Here is a 23,216-nt window from a genome sequence, read left to right on the forward strand (position 1 = left end):
GCACTCGGCGTCCATCGCACCGTAGTCCCGCGCGCGCCGCGCGAGGTTGGGCGAAAGACGTCTGCGAAGCTGGCGAAAAATGAAAGGTTGCGCCCCGACGCGAGGCGCAGACTGGGCGCATCCGTGTCTTACGACGAGCCCACCGTCCATGGAAAATTCAATTCAGTCTCCCGCCAGGAACTTCCCTGTGACGGGGTATCCGGGCATGCGCCTGAGCGACGAGCGGGTCGCCGTGCTGGCGCAGTACAACGAACGCCTCGAGAACGGCCCCCCCCTCACCGACGCTCAGTTCGCCGATTTCATGCGGCGTTTCCGGTATCTCGGACCGTTGGACGCCATCGTGCGAACGCTCACCGGCGAGGCCAAAAAACGCATATTGTCTTGTGCGGCCCTTTGCCACGTCGCGGCATCGGGTCTCGGGCGCGATTATCTGAACCGCCACCGCGTCCTGCATCTTGCCGACCGCGACTCTGCCGAGTTTCTGAGCGCCGTGCCGCCCGACATCCTGAGGAACATGCTGGCCAATGCGAGCATCGGCGATCGATGCATGATCGTTCTGACATTGCCGGAAGTCGGATTGAGGGTGTCGCCGGGCGCCGCGTTTTTCGGAAGCGGCGAGCACGCCCTGTCGGTCGGCAGCGCGAAGATGCTGCTGATCGAGGAGCAGGCGGATGGCACGTCCTTGCTGGAGAAATTCGCCGGCGCGATGCAGCATGTCGGCGCACCGATATCCGATATGGCGGTATGGAACGCGTGGTACGCGTTGATCCGCAAGTGCATCGACGACAAGGCGGTCGGCAGTCTGCATGGGAGCGAACAGATTCACTCGGCCTTGGGAAAGGCGCTGAAAGGTCTGATTCGGCGGGTATCCGGCGATGTCTATCGCGACCCCGAGCCGTTTTGCGTGCACGAGGCGCTGAAGTTCTGTGTCGAAGCCTACAGCGCCGCGGGCGACTGGAAGGGGTGCGGGAAGGCCTATCTCGATCTTGCCAACCATTACCGGGCGCACGGTGAGCGCGACCTGGAAAGCAACTGTTATCGCCTGGCGAGGGTGCAATTCGTACGCGGTGTGGAGGCGCTGTGGGGGCAGTCGCGAACGGAGGCGATGAAATGCTATGAACTTGGGCGGGAGGCATGCCGGCGGGACGATAACGCCGCGGCCGAGCGGGTGCTAAAGCGGCTCATGGATACCCTGAAGGAGGAAGACGCGGCGTCCGTCAGAGCCACGTTGCAAGGGCGCGTCGATCAGGTTGAGATGGAACTGAGCGCGATTCGTCAGGAACTCGATCTGGCGAACAGGCACGACGCGCGGGCGCTGTGGGACGCGAGGTCGAAACGCGGTGAAATGAACACCGTGGCGCATAACCTTCCGCCTCATGAACCACCCTACGAGTCACCCTACGAGCCACCTCACGAACCGCCCCGCGAACCACCTTCGGATAGCGCTCGCTGACGACTTGCCCCGCACTGCGCCGAGATTGCCGATCGCGCCCTGTTCACGACCGCCGGTGCCGCAACGCCGGGACCGGGTACGACATGTCGTGTATCGCCCGGCCGGATGACGCAGGCCCGCCATCCGACCGGGCATCATCAACCGATCTCAGAGGTGGAATTCAGAGGTCGAATTCCGGATCCTGCGCGCGCAGCTTGCGCCAGATCGACCGTACGGTGAAGGCGAGCAGCAGCACCGTAAGGCTCACGACCCCGAGCGCCAGCGGCGTGCGCTGATCGGGGAGGAAGGCCATGGCCCCGACGATGGACAGCATGCCCGCAATGGCGACCCAGGTCAGATATGGGAATCCCCACATGCGCACTTTCAGCTTGCCCGGCGCTTCGCGTTCGAGTCGCTTGCGCAGTTTCAGTTGCGAGAAGGCGATGAGTACGTAGACGAAGATCGCGACGGTGCCGTACGAATTCACGAGAAAGGCGAAGACTGTATCCGGAGAGACATACGACATGACCACTGCCGCATAGCCGAACAGCGTGCCGGCGAGAATCGCCCGCACCGGCACGCCACGCGCGTTGAGCCTGGCCAGCGAGCGCGGTGCGTCGCCTCGGCGCGTGAGCGCGAACAGCATGCGCGAGGACGCGTACAGTCCGGAATTCAGCGCCGAGAGCACCGCCGTCAACACGACGGCGTTCATGATGTGCGCCGCGGCCGGAATTCGCATGGCTTCGAGGGCGCTGACATACGGCGTAGCCATGCCCGCCGAATTCCAGGGCACGAGCATCACCACCAGCAGGATCGAGCCGACGTAGAAGAACAGCACGCGGCCGATCACCGAGTTCGTCGCGCGGGCGACGGCCTGCTGCGGTTCGGCAGCTTCGGCGGCGGCAATCGTCACGATCTCCGCACCGAAGTAGAAGCCGGTCGCCGCCACGGCGCCCGCCATGACGGGGCCGATGCCGTTCGGCATGAAGCCGCCGTGCGAGAGCAGATGGCCCGTGCTTGCCACGGCGCCCGGCCACATCCCGAAGACGAACAACGCGCCAAGGAACAGGAAGACCACGATGGCGGCGACCTTGATCGAAGCAAACCAGAATTCGAATTCGCCGTAAGACGCCACGGAGACGAGATTCGTGAGCGTGAGCACCACGAGCAGCGCGAGGCTGATGGCCCAGGCGGGGATGTCCGGCAACCAGAACTGGATCAGATTGGCGCCGGCCACCGCTTCGACCGCGACCACGATCACCCAGAAGTACCAATACATCCAGCCGGTCAGAAAGCCCGCCAGCTCACCGCCGACGGGCTTGTCGTTCCACGCGAGCCGCGCGTACTCGTAGAACGAGCCGACAGCGGGCAGCGCGCAGGCCATCTCGCCGAGCATGCGCATGACCAGCACGACGAGTGCACCGGTAATCAGAAACGACAACACGGCCGCCGGGCCGGCGGCGTGGACCACGACGCCGCTGCCGACGAACAGGCCCGCGCCGATCACGCCGCCCAGCGCGATCATGCTCATGTGACGTTGTTTGAGGCTCGATTGCAGATGCGCTGCGTTGTCACGATTGGCCATGGCAACCTCCTGTGACCGGCGACTGGCTGGGGGGGATGACGACGAGGACTGCAACGAGGGGGGTACTGCCGATGAATGTCTCAACTGCCACACAACCTCCTGAAGACTTGGTTCGACGGCAGGTGCGGCGGCGTGGGAATGGGGGGCGCCGCCCTGCGTTCTCTTTTGATGACCGGCTACGACCAGCGGAACCGCTTGTTTCCGATCAGATCCTGCCCTTCCATGGCACCAGCACGCGTTCGAGATAGCGCATGATGAGATCGAAGCCGAAGGCGAAAAAGCCGATCACGATGATCCCCATGATCACGATGTCCGACGCGAGGAACTCCGCCGCGTTGAGCACCATGAACCCGAGGCCGCTCGATGCCGCCACCATTTCGGCGGCCACCAGCGTGGTCCAGCCCACACCGATACCGATGCGCATGCCGGTAAAAATTTCCGGCAGCGCCGATTTGACGATCACGTGCATCACGATCTGACGCGGTGAGGCGCCCATCGAGTACGCCGCGTGAATCTGCTCCATCGACACCGAACGCACACCCGCGCGTGCCGCGATGGCCAGCGGGGCGAAGATCGCCAGATAGATCAGGAAGACTTTCGAGAACTCGCCGATGCCGAACCAGATGATGACCAGCGGCAGATACGCCAGCGGCGGCAGCGGACGGTAGAACTCGATGGGCGGGTCGAAGATGCCGCGTCCGATGCGCGACACGCCCATCAGAATGCCCACGGGAATCGCCGTCACACACGCCAGTGCGAACGCACCGAACACGCGATAGAGGCTGGCGAGCGTGTGCTGCCACAGGGTAGAGCCGGCGAAGCCTTCCGTAGACACCTGGATGAATTTCTCGACGATGGCGCGCGGGCCGGGCAGGAACAGCGGCTTGATCATTCCCGACGACGTGATGGCCACCCACAGCAGCAGCAGGGCGACGACGGTGACGACACTGATCGCGAGGCTCGGACCCTGGCCGGGCGCGCCGAACGATTCGCCCGCCTTGACCGGGCGCGGGGCGAACATGCGCGCGACGAAGCCGCGATGGCGAGGGGCGCGCGGCGCGTCGCCGGGGCGTTGCCTACCGCCGGCAGGCGTGGAGGCTGCCGACGTTGCGGACGGCGCGTGAGGGTTGGTGGCAGGTTTGGTCATCATGATGGCTTGTCTCCGGCGCGCGTCAGGCCGCAACCGTGCCGGCAGACGAGCTCTGCCCGGCACGCTCGTCGCCGTAGATGATGCTGAGCACGGTTTCGCGCATGGCGATGAAATCGGGACTCGACTTGATGGCTCGCGCATCGCGGCATTCGAGATAGCGCTTGTTGAAGTCGAGTTCGTAGGTGTGCGTGATGCGCCCCGGCCGGGGCGACATGACAATCAGACGGCTCGCGAGGAACAGCGCCTCTTCCACGCTGTGCGTGATGAAGAAGATCATCTTTTGCGTTTCGCGCCACACGTCGAGCAACAGTTCCTGAATGGTTTCGCGCGTGAGGGCGTCGAGTGCGGCCATCGGCTCGTCCATTAGCAGCATCGACGGATTACAGGTCAGTGCGCGTGCGATCCCCACGCGCTGCTGCATGCCGCCCGAGAGCTGATAAATCATGTGATTGTGGAAGTCCTGCAAGCCGACGAGCGCGAGATTGCGCGCGGCGCGGGCGCGGCGCTCTGTTTTGGGAACGCCTTGCAGTTTCAGACCGAACTCGGTGTTCTCCATCACGCTCAACCATGGCAGCAGGGCGTGCTTCTGGAACACCACGCCGCGATCCGCGCCGGGGCCTTCGATGGGCGAGTCGCCTAACAGCAGTTCGCCAGACGTCGGCGCGATGAAACCGGCCATCAGACTCAGCAGCGTGGTCTTGCCGCAACCCGAGGCGCCTAGCGCCACGACGAAGTCGCCGGGTGCGATGGTCAGATCGACGTGGGCGAGCGCCTGCACCTGCTCGCCGGGACGCCGGCCGGGATACACGACGCTGACGTCGTTGACGATGAGTTGTTCCATGAAGCCCTTCTCCAGACGATGCAGCGATCGAGGAGGGGTACCGCGCCGCAGACGTCCGGCGCGACGGCCCCGGTACGGCTTACTTCAACTTCAGTGCGGCGTCGACGTAGCGCGACGTAACGTACGGCGTGTAGTCCGCCTTGACGGCGTTGATCTTCTGCTGACCCTTCAGGAAGTCGGCCGTGTCCTTGAGCGCCTTGGCCGCACGGCTGTCCTTGCCGCCGCCCAGCCATTCGGCCGACGCCTGTTGCTGTGCCGACGGATACGCATACAGCGAGAGCGCGCCGGGCACGTCTTCGGGCTTGCCGCCGATCATCTTCACGATGGCTTTGACCTGCGGCGAGGTGGCCGTCCAGGCAGCCTGATTGCCCCGGTAGGCGGCATCGGCGTCGGCGATCACCTTGACGAACTTCGCCATGAAGTCGGCGTTGGCCTCTCCCCACTTGCGGTCGACGGCGATGCCATCGAACGTGGGCTTGCCCTGCTTCGACAATTCGCCGGAGGTGATCAGCACGTGCCCGCTTTGCTTGATCTGCGCGAGCGCCGGGTCCCATACGTAAGCGGCGTCGATGTCGCCACGCTCCCAAGCGGCCACGATCTGGTTCGGCTGCATGTTGAGAACTTGCACTTCCGTGGGCTTGATACCCCACTGTTGCAGCGCAAACATCGTGTGGTAGTGGGTCGTCGAGACGAACGGCACGCCGATCTTCTTGCCCTTCAGGTCGGCGGGCGTCTTGATGTTCGACGCATTGCGCACGACCATCGCCTCGGCCTTGTTGATGTCGTCCAGGATCCAGAACAGTTGCAGATCCAACCCCTGCGAGACGGCGGCGGCCATTGGGCTGGAGCCAAGCACGCCGATCTTGATGTCCCCGGAGGCGAGCGCGGTGGCGACCTTTGCGCCGGATTCGAACTGACGCCAGTGAATCTTGTAACCCGTCGCCTTTTCGAACTCGCCGCTGGCGATGGCGGTCAGCCAGGGATCGACGATCTGCTGGTACGCGATCGTCACCTCCTTTTCCTGCGCCTGCGCCGTGGCAGGCAGCGTCAATCCGAGCGTTAGTGCTGCGGGGAGCGCGGCTGCCGCCAGCGCCGTGGCAGCGAACACCCGTCGCAGCCGGTTCGGAAGTCCAGTCATGGTTCACCTCTAATCGGAAAGTTTTCGGTGGAACACTCGGGTTGACGCATCCATCGAGACAAATCGGCGCCAAGTGACTGCATCATTGCCGCGCACATTTTTGTTCGTTAGAGCCAGTTGGCCGCATTTGATGATGCCAACTGGTCCAGTTACGGCGAAATCGCCTCGCAAGGCGCATGAATGCTCGAATCCGCCGCTTTCTCGCGCCTCTTCGGATAAACCCCAATTCGGAATTAACGTCACCGTCTCATGAGTAATAATTGACGTTCGAGAAGTGACATAGAAAAAGGGGACGCAATGTCGAGCCGGATTTCTGCGGCGATGTGGAACCAGTTGTTTTCCGTATCGGCGCGAGCGGGCATGAGTTTGCAGAGTCAGATTCGCCAGATGCTGGTGTCGGCGATTCTGGACGAGCGTCTGATGCGCGGTGCCGCGGTACCGTCGTCGCGCGAGTTGGCCGAAGGGCTGGGCGTGGCGCGCAACACGGTGGTACTGGCCTATCAGCAACTGGTCGACGAGGGGTATCTGATCGCGCGCGAGCGCCGGGGTTACTTCGTCAATGGCGACATCCTTGCGCCGCGCGTCGGGTCGCACGGTGCGACGAAGCCGGAGGCGCCTGCCGAACCGGTGGCCGCTGGCACCATCGCGCCGCTGGATCCGTCCACGCCGGACTGGGAAGGGCGCTACGTCGTGCGGCCTTCGGCGCAGCGCAACATCGTCAAGCCGATCGACTGGCAGCAGTATCAGTACCCGTTCATTTACGGACAGTTCGACCCAACCATGTTCCCGACGGCCGACTGGCGCGAGTGCTGCCAGAAGGCGCTGACCGTCATGGAGATTCGCGACTGGGCGCCGGACATGATTGCGCGCGACGACGAAACGCTGATCCAGCAAATTCGTACGCGCGTGCTGCCGCGCCGCGGCGTGTGGGCCGACGCCGATGAAATCGTGCTCACCAACGGCGCGCAGCAGGCGTTGTATCTGCTGGCCGACCTGCTCGTCGGTGCGCGAACGACCGTGGGCGTCGAGGATCCGGGCTATCCGGACGCCCGGAACATCTTCGCCATTCGCACCCCGAAACTCATCGGATTGCCCGTCGACGAACACGGCTTGCCGGTGGACGAACGTTTGTCGCAATGCGATTACGTGTACGTCACGCCGTCACATCAGTGTCCGACCACGACGACGATGCCGCTGGCGCATCGCGAGGCGTTGCTGCGTCGCGCCGAGGCCGACGACTTCGTGCTGATCGAAGACGACTACGAGAGCGAGAACAGCTATTCGGACATTCCGATTCCCGCGCTCAAGAGTCTCGATCGCAGCGATCGCGTGATCTATATCGGAAGTTTGTCGAAGTCGTTTGCGCCGGGGTTGCGGCTGGGCTACATCGTGGCGCCGGCGGTGCTCGTCAACGAGCTGCGCGCGCTGCGCAGGTTGATGATCCGCCACCCGTCGGCGTTCATCCAGCGTTCGTTTTCGATGTTCCTCGCGCTTGGCCACCACGACGCCCTGCTGCGTCGTCTGGCCGACACTTACGCGAAGCGTGCCGAGGTATTGAGCGCCGCCCTGAGCACGCATTTGCCGGAAGTCTCGTTCGTGCCGGTAAAGGGCGGAGCGTCGTGCTGGGTGCAGGGGCCGCCGCAGCTCAATGCCAATGTTCTGGCGGCGCGCGCTAAATCGCGCGGGATCCTGATCGAACCGGGCGACGTGTTCTTCATGGGCGATACGCCGCCGCGCAACATGTTCCGCCTCGGTTTTTCGTCGATACGGCTCGAACATATCGAGGCAGGCGTAATCGCACTGGCCGAAGTGCTGCGCGAGACCGTGGCGCACGCCTGAGCATCGTCGACCGTGCCGCCCCTGCTCAGGGCGTGCCGTTGCGGCCATGACGCCGGAAGCCTTCCCGTTCGGACAGACGTTCGTAGTAGGCCGACACGGCTTCCAGCGCAGGGCGTTCGATCGGCACGCTGAACCAGCGGTGCACCGACAGGCCGACAGGAATGTCGGCGAGCGTGAAGGTATCGCCAGCGACGAACCCCTGCGTGGTCTGCAACTGCCGGTCGAGCACCCGCATGAAGTCGTTCCAGCGTGCCGTGTTCGTGGCAACCGCTTGCGGGTCGTCGTAGCCGGGCGCGTGGCGCACGAGCGACAGGAACGGATATTTCCACGCCGGATTCAGATCGGACGATTGCCAGTCGATCCATTGATCGACACGGGCGCGCTCGTGCGGCGCGACGGGATAGAGGTCCGTGCGCTCGCGCGATGTGGCGAGATAGCGCAGGATGCTGTTCGATTCCCACATGACGAATCCGTCGTCGTCGATGACCGGCACCATCAGGTTCGGGTTGAGCGCGGCGAACACCGGGTCGTCGAGCTTGCGCGACGCGTCGCCGTCGCCCCAGGGTTCGTTGACGAACGGGACGCCGAGTTCATGGCCGAGCCACAGCACCTTGCGCACGTTGATGGAAGAGGGCCTGCCGAGAATGCGAAGCATGGGGATCCTTGGGGCAAAGGGAAGCGATGATCCGATTCTAGGCAGGGTTCCCGGTGGATAACAGATACAGATTCCGCGCATGAGGGGCGGAACAGTGGCATTGCGGCTCGCCCCGGCACCGGCGTCACGCAAATGTGGGCACGTGCGGGTGTTTCGTATAATCGCGCGCTGACGACTTTCATTGGCATCGCGCAGGGACACCGCATGAACAGCAGGAACAAGGCGACACTCATTGGCCTGAGCGCGGTGGTGCTCTGGGCGTCCATTGTGGCGTTGATTCGCGGGGTGAGCGAGAGTCTCGGGGCGACTGGCGGTGCGGCGGCAATTTACACGCTCGCGTCGATATTCCTGCTGCTCACGGTGGGATTCCCGAAGCTCGGCACGTTTGCGCGCAGCTATCTGCTGTGGGGCAGCCTGCTCTTCGTCGCCTACGAGCTGTGTCTGTCGCTGTCCATCGGTTATGCGAACACCGCGCGGCAGGCGATTGAAGTCGGCATGGTCAACTACCTGTGGCCGACGTTCACGCTCGTGTGCGCCATCCTCTTCAACCGGCAACGCGCGAACTGGCTGGTCGTGCCCGGCTTTGTGCTGTCGATGCTCGGCATCTGCTGGGTTCTCGGCGGCGATCAGGGGCTCGATCTGCCGGGTATGCTCGTGAACATTGCCGACAATCCGCTGAGCTATGGTCTTGCCTTCGCCGGTGCGATCATCTGGGCGGCGTACTGTACCGTGACCGCCAGAATTGCCGACGGCAAAAATGGCGTGACGCCGTTCTTCATGCTGGTTGCCGTCGCGCTGTGGATCAAGTTCTTCGCAGAAGGCGGCGGCGCGATGTCGCTCGACCTGCATTCGGGCATCTATCTCGTGCTCGGCGCTGCGGCGATGGGGTTCGGGTACGCGGCCTGGAACGTGGGCATTCTGCGCGGCAACGTGACGGTCCTCGTCGGGGCGTCGTATTTCATCCCCGTCCTCTCCGCGGCGCTCGCCGCGCTGGTACTTCGTACCCCGCTGTCCGCACCGTTCTGGTGGGGGGCGTGCATGGTCTGCGGCGGGTCGATCCTGTGCTGGTGCGCCACGCGCGCACGGTGCACGCCTGTCCCGGCGTCCGCGCGAAGAGGCGACAACGCCTGACGCGCCCCGTCCCGAGCGCTGGAGAACTGTCGTGTGCCCCCAAGGGCAACGCGTTGCCCGAAATCCCGATACCCTCGTTGCCGGTCCTGCGCAACACTGATGGGCCTGATCGTATGCCCATTAGCCCGGCAAGGAGACTGTCATGGTCAAGGGAGAGTCCACGTCGGACGATGTTCCGAACGTCGATTTGTCGCTGGTACAGGGCGATCCCGGCTTTCATCTTCAGCGACGGCTGCGGCTCATTCCGGAAACGGGGATGGGCACGGCACGGCGCGCGTTCATCTTCGCCGCCGTCAGTTGGCTGCCGCTCGCGATCTGGGCGCTCGTCACCGGACGCGCATTTTCGCACGGTAATCCCGACGACACGCTGGTCGCCCACTTCGGCATTCACGCCCGCTGCCTGATCGCCATCCCCCTGATGGTCGTCGCCGAAGGCGTCGCGCAAAAACTGATGCCGCCGCTATTTCGATACTTCGTCGAGAGCGGAATCGTGACGCCCGAGACACTCCCCGGCTTCCGCGACAGACTCGCCGCCATGGCGCGCCTGCGCGATCGCACGTTACCGTGGGTGGTGATCCTGGCCGCCACGATGGCGTGGTCCACGGTCGGCGCCGTGGTCGAGCGCGCGGAAGAGATGGCGTGGCTCAATCCGGGCGACGATATCGGCAGCATCACGTTCGGTGGATGGTGGTTCATCCTCGTCATTCGTCCGCTGTTCACGGCGCTGCTACTCGTGTGGCTGTGGCGCGCCTGTCTGTTGTTCGTCCTGCTGTGCAAGCTTGGCAGGATGCCGCTGGCACTGGTGCCGTCGCATCCGGACCGGGTCGGCGGTCTGAGCTTTGTCGAGCGTCTGGCGTTCGTCTTCAGTCCGGTGGCGTTCGCGGTCTCGGCGGTGGTGGCGGCATCGTTCGCCCACGAGGTCGTGTATCACGGCGCGAGCGCGGTGCAGATGAAGACGCTTCTGGTGGCGAGCGCAGCATTGATCTCGCTCGTCTTCCTCATCCCGCTGCTGCCGCTCGCGGTGCCGCTGGGGGCGCTCAAACGCCGCGCCATCTTCGACTACGGCAGTCTCGTTGCGCACCACGACCGGCTGGTGCATCAGCGCTGGATCCTGCATCGCGACATCGGTACGCCCGACATTCTGGACGCACCGGAGCTGGGTCCGGTCGCCGATATCCACGCGATCTATGAGGCGGTGCGCCGCATGCGGTCGATACCGTTTAGCAAGCTGTCCATCGTCGCCATCGTCGTTCCGGCAGCTGTGCCGATGCTCTACGTCGCAGCCATGCAATTGCCGTTGTCCGCCGTGCTGGGCAAGGTCCTCAAGGCATTGGTCTGACGGGGCATATCGTCGTCACGACGCTGGCGACATGGATTGCGGCAGCCGCTCCTCGGCGTTTCTCAGCAACTCCGCGAGCGACGATGCGTTCAGTTTTCGCATGAGGTCGGCCCGGCAGCTTTTGATCGTTCGCTCGCAGAGTCCGAGTTCCGCGGCGATCTGCTTGTTGCGCAATCCCTTCGCGATGCCTTGCAGCACGATGCGCTCGCGGCCGCTGAGTGCCGTATTCGCTTCCTCGCGCGTCTGCATACGCGTATCGACGTCGGTATTGTGCGTCGGCGGCGCTTTCGACGTCGCGATACCGATGGCTGTCTCCACGGCGCCCACGAGCGCGTCGCGTCCGAACGGCTTGACGAGAAAGTCCACGGCACCGGCTTTCATCGCCTCGACGGAACGGGCAACGTCGCCGTATCCGCTCATGAACACGATGGGCAAAGACGAATCCTGACGGCGCAGTGCGCGCTGCAAATCGAGCCCGCTGGGGCCGCCCAGTTCGAGATCGAGCAGCACACAGCCGGGACGCGCATCCGGTTCGCTCACGAGAAACTCTCCCGCGGACGCATATTCCCTCGTCTGATAACCGGACGCCGCAAGTAGACGCGTTAGTGCGGTACGCAGCGAGGCGTCGTCGTCGACGACATGCACCACCGAATCACGACACATGTTCATGGCATCTTCGCGTTGGACGCGCCTCCGTCAATTCCCCCGGGGTACCGATCTCCCACATGTCGATGCAGGAAACCGTCGTATCAAAGATTATTTAAATTATCAAAACGGATATTTGAATCATCGTATTCCGGTGTCAAACGACGAAATAAGCCGAAGTGACATGAAGTCTGGCGCGACTTCCGGAATATCTCGAATATCGAGCGTTGTTGAATTGATAGCACCTCTGAATAAGTTCGTAAAGGCCGTTTGTCGATGCAGTGCCGAGAGTCTTCTCGAAAGCCTTGTAACCGCTGGCCTTCATTCGATTCCCGTTTTATCGAAATCTTTGGGAACGCATTGCGAATGCACACAAACCGGTGTGTTAGAGGGTCATTCGCTTGCCCGAAGGGGCAAGCGTGGTTTGCCCCAAATACCAATATCAAAGGCAATAAGCGGAACGGAGAATAGCCTTCGTGGTTTTGGGGCCGCGATGTCACGCGGTTCACTCACGTTCTTGCGGAGAACCTCATGAAACGCCAGATAGTTGTTGCCCTGATTGCGCTCATTGCCGGGACCCTGACAGGGACTGCGGTGCGAGCGCAGTCCTCTCCCCCGCAGCCGGCTGACGCCACCGCGGCGACGCGAGACGCAAATCAGAAGTTGCTTAATTTTCTGCCCTTCGCGAACAAGCAAGACTTCGAGGATATTGCGCGCGGCTTCATCGCGGACCTGTCCAACCCCGTCATCAAGGGGGCGTCGGGCAACACCGTCATCGACCTCACCCAGTACGACTTCCTGAAGCAGAACATGGGCGGTGAGGCGCCGCCGACGGTCAATCCGAGTTTGTGGCGTCAGTCGCAATTGCTCTCGGCGCACGGCTTGTTCAAGGTGGTGGACGGCATCTATCAGGTGCGCAACGTCGATCTGGCCAACATCACGTTCGTGCGAGGGAAGACAGGCTGGATCGTGATCGATCCGCTGACCTCCGTCGAAACGGCGAAAGCGTCGCTCGATCTCGTGAACAGCAAAGTGGAAAATCTGCCGGTCACGGGCGTGATCTTCACGCACAGCCACGTCGATCACTTTGGCGGGGTGCGCGGTGTCGTCGACGAGAAGGACGTGCGCTCGGGCAAGGTGCCGCTCGTGGCGCCGGAAGGCTTCATGGAAGAGGCCGTCAGCGAGAACGTGTTTGCCGGCACGGTGATGAGCCGTCGCGCGTCGTACATGTACGGCAATCTGTTGCCGAAGAACCCGAAGGGCAATGTCGGGGGCGGTCTCGGGCTGACCACGGCGGCGGGAACGATCACGTTGTTCGAGCCGAGCAAGCTCATCAAGAAGACCGGCGAGACGCTGAACATCGACGGCATCGACATCGTTTTCCAGATGGCGCCGGGTACGGAGGCGCCAGCGGAAATGCTGTTCTATTTCCCGCAGTTCAAGGCAATCGATCTGGCGGAGGATGCCACGCACACGCTGCACAACATCCTGACGCTGCGCGGCGCAAAGGTTCGCAGCGCGCAGAAGTGGGCGCACTATCTCGACGAGACGCTTCGTCTGTGGGGCAAGGATGCCGTGGTGTCGTTCAGCAGCCACCATTGGCCGCAGTGGGGTAATGACCGGGTCGTGGAGCATCTGGAGAAGCAGCGCGATCTCTATCGCTACATCAACGACCAGACGCTGCGCATGGCCAATCAGGGCATGACGATGCATGAGATTGCGGACAAGTTCCAACTGCCCGATTCGCTCGCCAAGGAGTTCTACAGCCGTGGCTACTATGGCAACCTCAAGCACAACGTGCGCGCCACTTACCAGCTCTATCTTGGCTGGTGGGACGGCAATCCCGCGAACTTCGACCCATATCCACCGACCGACGAAGCGAAGCGTTACGTCGATCTGATCGGTGCGGACAAGATGCTCAAGGGCGCCAAGGCGGCATTCGACAAGGGGGATTACCGGTGGGCGGCGGAACTGACCAATAAGGTGGTCTTCGCCCAGCCGACGAATCAGGCGGCGCGCAACCTTGAAGCGGCATCGCTCGAACAACTCGGGTATCAGGCGGAATCCGGGCCGGCGCGCAACTTTTATCTGAGCGGCGCGCAGGAACTGCGTGGTGGCGTGCATAAAGTGGCAACACCGAACACGTCTTCACCCGACATCATTCGGGGTATGACGACCGAGATGTTCCTCGACTTCCTGGCCATCCATCTGAACGGGCCGAAGGCTGCGGGCAAGGCATACGCGTTCAACGTGACCTTCCCCGACACCAAAGAGAAGTATGCGCTGACGGTCAAGAACGGCGTGATGAACTACAGCAAGGACACCGTGCTGCAAAAGGCTGATGCCAACATCACGCTCGATCGTTCGACGCTGGACGACATTGCGCTGGGCAAGCTCAAGCTTGGCAATCTGGCGGACAGCGGTCAGGTGAAGTTCGACGGCGACCGCGCCAAGTTCAAGGAAATGCTGGGGCTGTACGACAAATTCGACTTCTGGTTCACGATTGCCGAGCCGTAAGTCGAACCGCGGTGTGACGCTCTCGACGATGCCCGTACGCGTGACCGCGTACGGGCATCGTTCGTTGCGCGGCGCTCGCGGTTCGTCGCGCCGAACCGTCGCTCACCGGCGCGTTGCAGGCGAGCGGGCCGCTGGGTCGACCGTCGTCAGGTAGTTCGCCGGTCCGCACGCGAACTGTTCGATATCGAGCGCGGACGATCAGTCGTCCCACCTGGCGGCCAGGCCGTCCGGACTGACTTCGCGCCCATTACGCTCAAGGACTGCGATTTGCGCCATGTCGCCGTCCGTCAGACGCAGCGTTTGCGCCAGCAGATTGCTCGCGAGGTTTTCGCGTCGGGTCGAGGACGGAATCACCGAGAAGCCGCGTCGCAGCGCCCATGCGAGTGCCACTTGCGCAGGCGTCGCCCGATGGCGCTGTGCGATGGCGCCGAGGGTGGCGTCGGCGAGTACCTTGCCGTACGCGAGCGTCATGTACGAGGTAACGTGGATGCCCTGCGCCTGCAGGAAGCCGACGAGCTTCGGGTTTTGCAGGTAGGGACTCAGTTCGATCTGATTTGTCGCGATGGCGTCTTTGCCCACCGCGGCAATCGCCTGTTTCGTCAGGTCGATATTGAAATTCGAAATACCGATCTGGCGCGTGAGGCCCCTGGCCCTGACGCCGGCCAGCGCCGTCATGTATTCATCGAGCGGCACGCCGTTGCCCGGGGCGGGCCAGTGAATCAGCGTGAGGTCGACATAATCGGTGCGAAGCTTCCTGAGGCTGTCTTCGAGGCTGGCGGCCAGCTTATCCTTGCGGTAGTTCTCGACCCAGACTTTCGTGGTGAGGAACAGATCCTCACGCGCCACGCCGGATTCGGCGACCGCCTGCCCGACTTCGGCTTCGTTGCCGTAGATCTGTGCGGTATCGATGGCGCGGTAGCCGAGTTCGAGGCCTGTGCGCACGGAATCGATGACGACCTGACCTTGCAGGCGGAACGTACCTAGACCAAATGCGGGAATGTTGCTCATCGTGAGCTCCTGAATGAGTGGGGTGAGTGGGATGAGTGGGTTCAATGGGATGGATGCCCGAGGAATCCCTGGGGGATTTGCACGACGGGCAGTGTGCGCCCTTTACTTTTGCGGAAAAAGTCGCCTATAAACGAAATTATTTTGATTTGAAGTCAACAATGAAGATCACGCTCGACGAATTGCAGGCCTTTGCGACCGTCGTGGACACCGGGTCGATCACGGCGGCGGCGCAGCAACTGGGCCTGACGGTATCGGCGACCAGCCGGACGCTCGCGCGGCTGGAGGAAAAGCTGAAGACAACGCTGCTGCGCCGCACGACCCGCCGGCTGGCGTTGACCGAGGAGGGCAAGGCGTTCTTGCAGAGCGCCCGGGCGATTATCGATTCGGTCGAAAGCGCGCAAGAGCAGATGCTCACGCGGCGCGAGACGCCGTCCGGGCGCCTGCGCATCGATGCGGCCACGCCGTTCATGCTCCACGTGATCGTGCCGCTGGTGCCTGGCTATCGGGAACGGTATCCGGAGGTCGAACTGGAACTGAACAGCAACGAGGGCATCATCGACTTGCTGGAGCGCCGCACGGACGTGGCGATTCGCATCGGCCGGCTCAAGGACTCGACGCTGCACAGCCGTCTGATCGGCAACAGCCGCGTGCGCATGTTCGCGAGCCCGGCGTATCTGGACCGGCACGGGCATCCACGCAAGGTGGAGGATCTCGCCAGGCACACCCTGCTGGGCTTCACACAACCCGATTCGCTGAATGTCTGGCCGATTCTCGGCGTGGACGGCGAGCCGCACCGCATCGAGCCGGACGTCATGTCGTCCAGCGGCGAGACGTTGCGTCAACTCGCGCTCGAAGGCGCGGGCATCGTGTGCCTGTCGGAGTTCATGACGGTGCGCGATTGCGAATCCGGACGTCTGGTGCAGGTGCTGGTGCGTCAGACGCAGGACGTGCGTCAGCCGATCAATGCGGTGTACTACCGCAATACGGCCATCTCGGCACGTATTGCGTCGTTCATCGACTATCTGGTGGCGGAGCTTCGCGCCCGTACGGGCAAGGGGCACGGCATGGGGTGGGTGGCGCGCTGAGGAACGCCCCCGCCAAAGCGCTCCGGACGCATCTTGTCCCTGCCGTTTCGTCAGTTCTTGTCTCTGGCCCGGCCACTACCCGGCGACTAAAGTCGTCGATGGACGACTGTCGGAGAGAACATGAATACACGGCTTACTTTCAAACACCTTGAGACGCCCGGCGAAGTGCGTGCAGCCTATCCCGTCATGAAGGAACTGCGCCCGCACCTGGCAAGCGCGGAGGCCTTCGCGGCGCAGGTGCAGGCCCAGCGCGACGAAGCGTACCGGCTGCTGGGCGCTTTCGATGGCGAACGCCTGCTTGGACTGGTCGGGTATCGTCACATGACGAACCTGATTTACGGGCCGTTCGTATACGTCGACGATCTCGTGGTGGCCGCCGGCAACAAGCGCGCTGGCGTGGGCTCGACGCTGTTGGGGGAAGTGAGGCAGATCGCGCGCGATACGGGATGTGCGCATCTTGTCCTCGACACGGGCCTGCACATGGCGCTCGCGCAGCGTTTTTACTTCCGCAACGGGCTGCTGGCGAAGGGCATGCACTTCCGGCAATCGCTGGATACGGCGCAGGAGACCGGCCAATGACAAGTCTGTTGCTCAACGCCAGCCCGCACGGGGCATCGAGCCGCACTTTCGGCATGGCGCAGACATTTCTCGACGAGCACGCGAAACTGTCCGGCGACGGGGAGATCATCGTGCGCGATCTGGCGACGTTTCCCCTGCCGGCGATTACCAGCGACTATGCGGCCGCTATCACGTCGCGCACGCCGGATCCCGCGCACTTCGCGCTCTCGGAGCATCTGATCGAAGAACTGGAGGCGACGTCGTTTCTCGCGATTGCAACGCCCATGCACAATTTCACGGTGCCGGCGTCGCTCAAGCTGTGGATCGACTACGTGGTGCGCATCGGCCGCTCGTTTGCCAGTACGCCGCAGGGCAAGGTGGGTTTGCTCAAGGACCGCCCGAGCGTTGTCATCGTGGGGTCCGGCGGGTTCCATACGGGAGAAAACGCGCGTCAGCCCGACTTCCTCACGCCATATCTGCGGCATGCGCTGGGTTGCATCGGCATCCACGATGTGACGTTCTTCCTGATGCAAGGTCTGGTCGCCGGTTCGGATGCGGGCGAGCGTGCCCTGGCGGCGTGCCGCAGCGATCTGGCTCGCTATCTGGGACGTTGCGTCGGGGAGCGTTAGAATCTGTCCCATACCGGCAAATCACTAGTATCGGAGGCAGACATGCCAGGATTGCTCCCCGAGGTGGACCGCGACGGACTCCTCGAATATTCCGTCGTCTATACCGACCGCTCCATCAACCATATGTCGCAGCGCTTCCAGGGCGTGATGCGCGACATTTCCAATGGCCTGAAAAAGGTCTACAACGCGAGATCGGTCGTCGTGGTGCCCGGCAGCGGCACGTTCGGCATGGAGGCCGTGGCCCGTCAGTTCGCCACGAACAGGAAATGTCTTGTCATCCGCAACGGCTGGTTCAGCTTCCGTTGGACCCAGATCTTCGACATGGGCGGCATTCCGTCCGAATCGATCGTGCTCAAGGCACGCCCCGTCGAGCAAGGAAGGCAAGCGGCCTTCGCTCCCCCACCGATCGACGAAGTCGTTGCCGCGATCAAGGAAAACAAGCCCGATCTGGTCTTCGCACCGCACGTCGAGACGGCCTCAGGCATGATGTTGCCCGACGCCTATCTGCGCGCGGTGGCCGATGCCGTGCATTCGGTCGGCGGGCTGTTCGTGCTCGACTGCATTGCGTCGGGCACGGTATGGGTCGACATGCACGCCAGCGGCGTCGACGTGCTGATCAGCGCGCCGCAAAAGGGCTGGAGCGCGTCGCCGTGCTGCGCGCTGGTGATGCTCAGCGCACTTGCGCGCGAACGCATCGAGTCGACGACGAGCACCAGCTTTGCCTGCGATCTTCGTCAGTGGCTTCAGATCATGGAAGCCTACGAAAAGGGCGGCTTCGCGTATCACGCCACCATGCCCACGGACAGTCTCGCGAAGCTGCGCGACGTCATCGGGGAGACCGAAGCCTATGGACTGGAAAAGGTACGCGCGCAGCAGATCGAACTCGGCCAGCGCATTCGTGCGTTGTTGAAAGCGAAGGGCTTTCGCAGCGTGGCGGCCGACGGGTTCGAAGCCCCGGGGGTGGTGGTGAGCTATACCGACGACGAGGGCATTCGCTCCGGCAAGAAGTTCGCCGAAGTGGGCGTGCAGACGGCCGCCGGCGTGCCCCTTCGCTGCGACGAACCCGAGGACTTCAAGACGTTCCGCATTGGCCTGTTCGGACTGGACAAGCTCAACGATGTGAACGCGGCAGTGGAGCGCTTCGCCAAGGCGCTGGACAAGGTGCTGTAACGCGCGCTTCGCCTGCGCCCGTTCTGCGCGCGTCCTGCGCCTGTCTTGGGCGCGGGAGACAAGCCTAACGAAGCGCGCGACTTGCTGGCGCCTCGCCGTGAACGTCCGCCTGAGCCGGCGTCTGCGTTTTGGGGAAGTGCATGTCGCGATACTTCACGAAGCGCGAGCCGCGCACCACCCGGTAGCCCGCCCAGATCAGCAGGAACAGCGGAATGCCGATGTAGGTCGCCACCACGCCGCCCCAATCGATCTTGTCCTGAAGAAACGCCTCGTAGTTCTGGCCCAGCGTGATGACGAGGCACAGCACGAACGCGAAGATGGGGCCGAACGGGAAGAACGGCGAGACATACGGCAGATTCGACAGATCGTGGCCCTGCCGCACGTAGCCGCGACGGAACCGGTAATGGCTGATCGCAATGCCGAGCCACGCGATGAAGCCGGTCATGCCGGAGGTGTTGAGCAGCCAGATGTACACGGCGTTCGGGCTGAACACGAACGTGAAGAAGCACAGCGCGGCAACGGCGGCTGTCGCGAGCAATGCCCACGTCGGCACACCGTTGCGCGAGACATGCCCGAACACGCGCGGCGCCTTGCCGTCGCGGGCGAGGCTGTAGAGCATGCGCGTGGCCGCGTACATGCCGGAATTGCCCGCCGAGAGCACAGAAGTCAGCACGACGGCGTTCATGACCGAGGCCGCGCCGAGGAGCCCCGCGCGCTCGAAGATCAGCGCGAACGGGCTGACGCTGATGTCGGTGACGTCGTTGCGCAGCAGATGCGGGTCCGTGTACGGAATGAGCAGGCCGATGACGAGGATTGCCGCCACATAGAACAGCAGAATGCGCCAGAACACCTGACGCACGGCGCGCGGCAGATTGCGCGCCGGATCCTTCGATTCGCCGGCGGCAATGCCGATGAGTTCGGTGCCCTGGAACGAAAACCCCACGACCATTGCCACGCCGATCAATGCCGCGAAGCCGCCGGCGAAGGGAGCGTCGCCAATCGCCCAGTTCGCCACGCCGCCAGTCTCACCGCCGCGAATGATGCCGAGCAGCATCAGCACGCCCATTGCGACGAAGGCCAGCACGGCGACTACCTTGATGAGCGCGAACCAGAATTCGGCCTCGCCGAAGCCGCGCGCCGACAGGGCATTCAGGCCGAACGTGATCGCAAGAAAGAGGGCGCTCCAGTAGACGCCGGGCACGTTCGGGAACCAGTAAGCCATGACGAGCTGGGCGGCAACCAGGTCCACCGCCACCGTGACGGCCCAGTTGTACCAGTAGTTCCAGCCCAGCGCGAACCCGAAGCCCTCGTCGACATAGCGCGCGCCGTACGTCGAGAACGAGCCGGAAACCGGCATGGCGGCGGCCAGCTCGCCGAGGCTGGTCATCAGAAAATAGACCATGAGGCCGATCAGCACATAGCCCAGCAGTGCGCCGCCGGGCCCCGCCTGCGCGACGGTGGCGCCGGAGGCCACGAACAGGCCGGTCCCGATGGAGCCGCCCACTGCGATCATCGTCAGGTGACGGGCGGACAGGGAGCGACGCAGTTCCGACGGGGCGGCGTTCCCCGCCCCGGTGTCCTCGCGCAGCGGGTCATGTTCCGATATTGCCAAAGTCGTGTTCCTCGATAGCCTTATGAGCGAATAGGAGTCCCCCGGGCCGCCTTCGGACCGCGGGCATCGAGCATGGTGGTGCTTCGCGCATCTCCCGGACACCGACCATCGACTTCTAGTTGTGGGTGCCGGGGAAATGGATGCCCGGTTCGCAGACGCCGAACAGGCCGTGGGGGAGGTAATTCAGAGTGGGGGGATTGTACTGCGGGTCTCCCCGGCGAGGCTACTTTCTGCCGATCCCGGCGCTTGCCGATGCCATGGCGCCGAAATTTGTGAGTATCAATGATTTCGCAAAGCCGCAACAACACGTAGAATGCGCGCTACCGACGGCCGGAAGCTGGTGCAAATCCAGCGCGGTCGCGCCACTGTAACTCGTCGTTTCGACGGGAAGTCAGACCTGGCCGTCGGGCTCACCGACCTTTTTTTGGGGCGCGAAACCCCAGGAGACCACGTATGACCCGCACGCTTCGCTTGCTGCGAATCTCCCCGTTCGTCGATTTCTCTCGTGCGCCAGTCGCCGCGCACGCTCGTCTCGCCTTGCCGTTGTCTGCCTGAGCCGGGCTCGCGGCAAGACACATCACCGGACCCGCCCGGCGCCCGGCCTTCCGCCAGTCGCACCGATTCCCGCAACGCCCGGGATGCGGGCGCGCGTCCGCACGAGAAACGCACGATATCGATAAGTCGTCGCCCAGGACGACAGGGGAAGACTCATGCATCGCTCATGCCCGGGGGCCTTCACCGGAGCCCCGGCCACGCGCGGCTTTGCACACAAGCAAACCGCACAGTTCCTCGTCGGCGCATGCTCGCTGTTCGGCGGCGCCTCTACCTGCGCGTTTGCGGACGAGGCGAAGCTGCCGCCCGTTACCGTCAGCGCCCGGCATTCGCGCGACGACGCGCCCCTCTCCACGCCGGGCGACACCGGCTCGCGCCTGAACCTGTCGAGCCTCGACACGCCGGCGAGCGTGGAGTCCGTTACCGCCGCGCAGATCGAAGCGCGCGGTGACCAGACCGTCAACGACGCCGTCACGCGTGCTACCGGCTTCACCAGCACCGCCACCCCCGGCAATGGGGGCACCGCACTCGCCGTGCGCGGCTTCGCCGGCCAGGAATCGGTGATGACGCTCTACGACGGTACGCGGCTCTATCCCGGGGCGGGCACGATGACATTCCCGTTCGACACCTGGCAAGTCGAGCGGATCGACGTGCTGAGAGGACCGGCGTCGGTGCTGTATGGCGAAGGCGCCATCGGCGGTGTGGTGAACGTCATTCCCCGGCAGCCGCAGCGCGAATCCGCCACGACGCTTCAGGCAGGCTTCGGCACGCAGGCACAGAAGCGCTTCGCCCTCGACACGACCGGCGCCCTCGGTCCGATGCTGTCGTATCGCTTCTACGTGAGCGATAACCGCAGCAACGGCTGGGTCGAGCGTGGCGATTCGCATACGACGTCGGTCGGCGGTGCGGTAAAGCTCGACGTCTCGCCGCGACTGTCGTTCACGCTTTCCTACGATTACGCACGCCAGATGCCCGCGACGTACTTCGGTGTGCCGCTCAATGGCGGTGCGCTCGATACCGCGCTGCGCGACAGGAACTACAACGTCGGCAACGCGCTGATTGCCTATTTCGATCAGTCGACCCGGCTCACGGGCGTCTACCGTGCTGGCGACGGCATCACGATCCGCGATCAGTTGTATTACCTGAACACGCACCGGCACTGGCGCAATAGCGAGTCGTACGAGATGGACCCGTCGACGCGTCTGGTCACGCGCAGCGACTACATCGAGATCCTTCAGCACGAGCAGCAGGCCGGCAACCGGCTCGATGCGACGATCGAGCGTAGTCTCGCGGGCCATGCGAACCGCTTCGTGATCGGCGTCGAAGCGAATCGGATTTCGTTCCGTCGCGACAGCAATACGCCATTCGGCGGGTCGTCCGTCGTGAGCGCAGACGGCTTCGATCCGGGCGTGTTCGCCAGCCCCGATCCCACCGTACCCGAGTTCCGGACGCTCACGCATCAGGTTGCGCTGTTCGCCGAAGACCGCTTCGACATCACCTCACGGCTCTCGGCCGTGGGCGGCCTGCGTTACGACTATCTCGACTATTCGCGCCGTCAGCTTGCATCCGGTACGGCCTTCGGAAAGGCGTTCTCGAACGTCGGCTGGCGTCTGGGCCTTGTCTATCAGGTCGGTCCGTCGGCATCGGTTTACGGCCAGTACACGCGCGGCGCAGATAGCGTCGGCTCGCTCGTCACGCTGTCGCAATCGCAGACACAGTTCGAGCTGGCAACCGGCGAACAGTGGGAGGCGGGCTTCAAACAGGAACTGCCGGAGGGACGCGGCTTCTGGACGCTCGCCGTCTATCAGATCGTGAAAAAACATCTGCTGACGAGCGATCCGCTGCATCCGGGCGTCACGCAGCAGGTCGGTCAGCAGTCGTCTCGTGGCGTCGAACTGTCGGGGGCGCTGACGCTGGGCTACGGTGTCTCGGTCGAGGCGAATGCCGCACTGCTGCGCGCCCGTTACGATCGTTTCGACGAAAACGTCGGCGGTATGGCCGTCTCGCGCAGCGGCAACGTGCCGAACAACATTGCGCAGCAAACCGCCAACGTGTGGCTGACCTGCTCGCCGATTCGCGATGTGGTGCTCGGCGCCGGGTTGCGCTACGTCGGCCGCCGCTACAGCGATAACGCGAACACCGCACCGATGCCGTCTTACACCGTATTCGACGCCTCGGTGTCGTGGCGGGCGACCCGGCATATCGATCTCGCGCTCTACCTGCGCAATCTGGGCAATCGCGCGTACGCGGTGACGTCGGAATCGCCCACCGAGTGGTTGCTCGGCCCGTCGCGCTCGGCGCAGGTCGTCGCGACGATGAAGTTCTGAGCC

At 63.5% G+C, this 23,216-nt stretch carries 18 protein-coding genes and 1 riboswitch; of the genes, 10 read left to right on the forward strand and 8 right to left on the reverse strand.

Annotated features, from left to right (window positions below; translation table 11 throughout):
• Positions 1-328: 328 nt before the first annotated feature.
• A complete protein-coding gene (locus AB870_RS03635) occupies positions 329-1,453 on the forward strand; it encodes a hypothetical protein (protein WP_157112221.1) in 1,125 nt (374 codons plus the stop codon).
• 160 nt (positions 1,454-1,613) lie between these two features.
• Here AB870_RS03635 and AB870_RS03640 read toward each other — a convergent pair whose 3' ends face one another.
• The 4 genes from AB870_RS03640 to tauA all read right to left on the reverse strand — a co-directional run bounded on the left by AB870_RS03640 (position 1,614) and on the right by tauA (position 6,146).
• Complete coding sequence (locus AB870_RS03640; RefSeq protein ID WP_047906979.1) at positions 1,614-3,017, reverse strand: amino acid permease; 1,404 nt, start codon at positions 3,015-3,017, stop codon at positions 1,614-1,616.
• A 205-nt stretch (positions 3,018-3,222) separates the two neighbouring features.
• The gene (locus tag AB870_RS03645; RefSeq protein WP_047906980.1) at positions 3,223-4,038 is read right to left on the reverse strand and encodes an ABC transporter permease subunit; all 816 of its coding nucleotides are present in this window, start codon (positions 4,036-4,038) and stop codon (positions 3,223-3,225) included.
• A gap of 151 nt (positions 4,039-4,189) precedes the next feature.
• Positions 4,190-5,008, reverse strand: a complete 819-nt coding sequence (locus AB870_RS03650; protein WP_047906981.1) for a taurine ABC transporter ATP-binding protein — start codon at positions 5,006-5,008, stop codon at positions 4,190-4,192.
• A 79-nt stretch (positions 5,009-5,087) separates the two neighbouring features.
• Complete coding sequence (gene tauA / locus AB870_RS03655; RefSeq protein ID WP_157112222.1) at positions 5,088-6,146, reverse strand: taurine ABC transporter substrate-binding protein; 1,059 nt, start codon at positions 6,144-6,146, stop codon at positions 5,088-5,090.
• Between the two features lie 297 nt (positions 6,147-6,443).
• Here tauA and pdxR point away from each other — a divergent pair, with 297 nt between their 5' ends.
• Positions 6,444-7,985: a MocR-like pyridoxine biosynthesis transcription factor PdxR gene (gene pdxR, locus AB870_RS03660; RefSeq protein ID WP_047906982.1), complete on the forward strand. Its 1,542-nt coding sequence runs from the start codon at positions 6,444-6,446 to the stop codon at positions 7,983-7,985.
• Positions 7,986-8,010: 25 nt separating this feature from the next.
• Here pdxR and AB870_RS03665 read toward each other — a convergent pair whose 3' ends face one another.
• Entirely contained in the window at positions 8,011-8,640 is a 630-nt protein-coding gene (locus tag AB870_RS03665; RefSeq protein ID WP_047906983.1) for a glutathione S-transferase family protein, read from the reverse strand.
• A gap of 204 nt (positions 8,641-8,844) precedes the next feature.
• Here AB870_RS03665 and yddG point away from each other — a divergent pair, with 204 nt between their 5' ends.
• Entirely contained in the window at positions 8,845-9,771 is a 927-nt protein-coding gene (gene yddG, locus AB870_RS03670) for an aromatic amino acid DMT transporter YddG (RefSeq protein ID WP_047908762.1), read from the forward strand.
• A gap of 142 nt (positions 9,772-9,913) precedes the next feature.
• Positions 9,914-11,110, forward strand: coding sequence for a hypothetical protein (locus tag AB870_RS03675; protein ID WP_047906984.1), 1,197 nt, complete (start codon positions 9,914-9,916; stop codon positions 11,108-11,110).
• 15 nt (positions 11,111-11,125) lie between these two features.
• Here the strand turns inward: AB870_RS03675 and AB870_RS03680 are convergent, their stop codons facing one another.
• On the reverse strand, positions 11,126-11,779 hold the full coding sequence (locus AB870_RS03680) for a response regulator transcription factor (protein WP_053059547.1): 654 nt from the start codon (positions 11,777-11,779) through the stop codon (positions 11,126-11,128).
• A gap of 507 nt (positions 11,780-12,286) precedes the next feature.
• On the opposite strand from AB870_RS03680, the gene AB870_RS03685 reads away from it, so the two are divergent.
• Positions 12,287-14,272, forward strand: coding sequence for an alkyl/aryl-sulfatase (locus tag AB870_RS03685; protein ID WP_047906985.1), 1,986 nt, complete (start codon positions 12,287-12,289; stop codon positions 14,270-14,272).
• Positions 14,273-14,470: 198 nt separating this feature from the next.
• Here the strand turns inward: AB870_RS03685 and dkgB are convergent, their stop codons facing one another.
• Positions 14,471-15,280 carry a 2,5-didehydrogluconate reductase DkgB gene (dkgB, locus tag AB870_RS03690; protein WP_047906986.1) on the reverse strand — a complete coding sequence of 270 codons (810 nt, stop codon included), beginning with the start codon at positions 15,278-15,280 and terminating at the stop codon, positions 14,471-14,473.
• A gap of 158 nt (positions 15,281-15,438) precedes the next feature.
• Here dkgB and AB870_RS03695 point away from each other — a divergent pair, with 158 nt between their 5' ends.
• The 4 genes from AB870_RS03695 to AB870_RS03710 all read left to right on the forward strand — a co-directional run bounded on the left by AB870_RS03695 (position 15,439) and on the right by AB870_RS03710 (position 18,722).
• A complete protein-coding gene (locus AB870_RS03695; RefSeq protein WP_047906987.1) occupies positions 15,439-16,365 on the forward strand; it encodes a LysR family transcriptional regulator in 927 nt (308 codons plus the stop codon).
• A 120-nt stretch (positions 16,366-16,485) separates the two neighbouring features.
• Positions 16,486-16,944 (forward strand): GNAT family N-acetyltransferase, encoded by a 459-nt coding sequence (locus AB870_RS03700; protein ID WP_047906988.1) that lies wholly within the window; start codon positions 16,486-16,488, stop codon positions 16,942-16,944.
• The gene (locus tag AB870_RS03705) at positions 16,941-17,552 is read left to right on the forward strand and encodes an FMN-dependent NADH-azoreductase (protein WP_047906989.1); all 612 of its coding nucleotides are present in this window, start codon (positions 16,941-16,943) and stop codon (positions 17,550-17,552) included. Before AB870_RS03700 ends, AB870_RS03705 begins: the two co-directional genes overlap by 4 nt.
• A gap of 42 nt (positions 17,553-17,594) precedes the next feature.
• Complete coding sequence (locus AB870_RS03710; RefSeq protein ID WP_047906990.1) at positions 17,595-18,722, forward strand: aminotransferase class V-fold PLP-dependent enzyme; 1,128 nt, start codon at positions 17,595-17,597, stop codon at positions 18,720-18,722.
• 64 nt (positions 18,723-18,786) lie between these two features.
• Here the strand turns inward: AB870_RS03710 and AB870_RS03715 are convergent, their stop codons facing one another.
• Positions 18,787-20,334: an amino acid permease gene (locus AB870_RS03715; protein WP_047906991.1), complete on the reverse strand. Its 1,548-nt coding sequence runs from the start codon at positions 20,332-20,334 to the stop codon at positions 18,787-18,789.
• A gap of 305 nt (positions 20,335-20,639) precedes the next feature.
• Positions 20,640-20,787: riboswitch (adenosylcobalamin (AdoCbl) riboswitch) on the forward strand.
• Positions 20,788-21,044: 257 nt separating this feature from the next.
• Here AB870_RS03715 and AB870_RS03720 point away from each other — a divergent pair.
• On the forward strand, positions 21,045-23,213 hold the full coding sequence (locus AB870_RS03720; RefSeq protein WP_084663296.1) for a TonB-dependent receptor: 2,169 nt from the start codon (positions 21,045-21,047) through the stop codon (positions 23,211-23,213).
• Positions 23,214-23,216 lie beyond the last annotated feature (3 nt).

Origin of the sequence: Pandoraea faecigallinarum (assembly GCF_001029105.3) — a bacterium.
Lineage (GTDB): Bacteria > Pseudomonadota > Gammaproteobacteria > Burkholderiales > Burkholderiaceae > Pandoraea > Pandoraea faecigallinarum.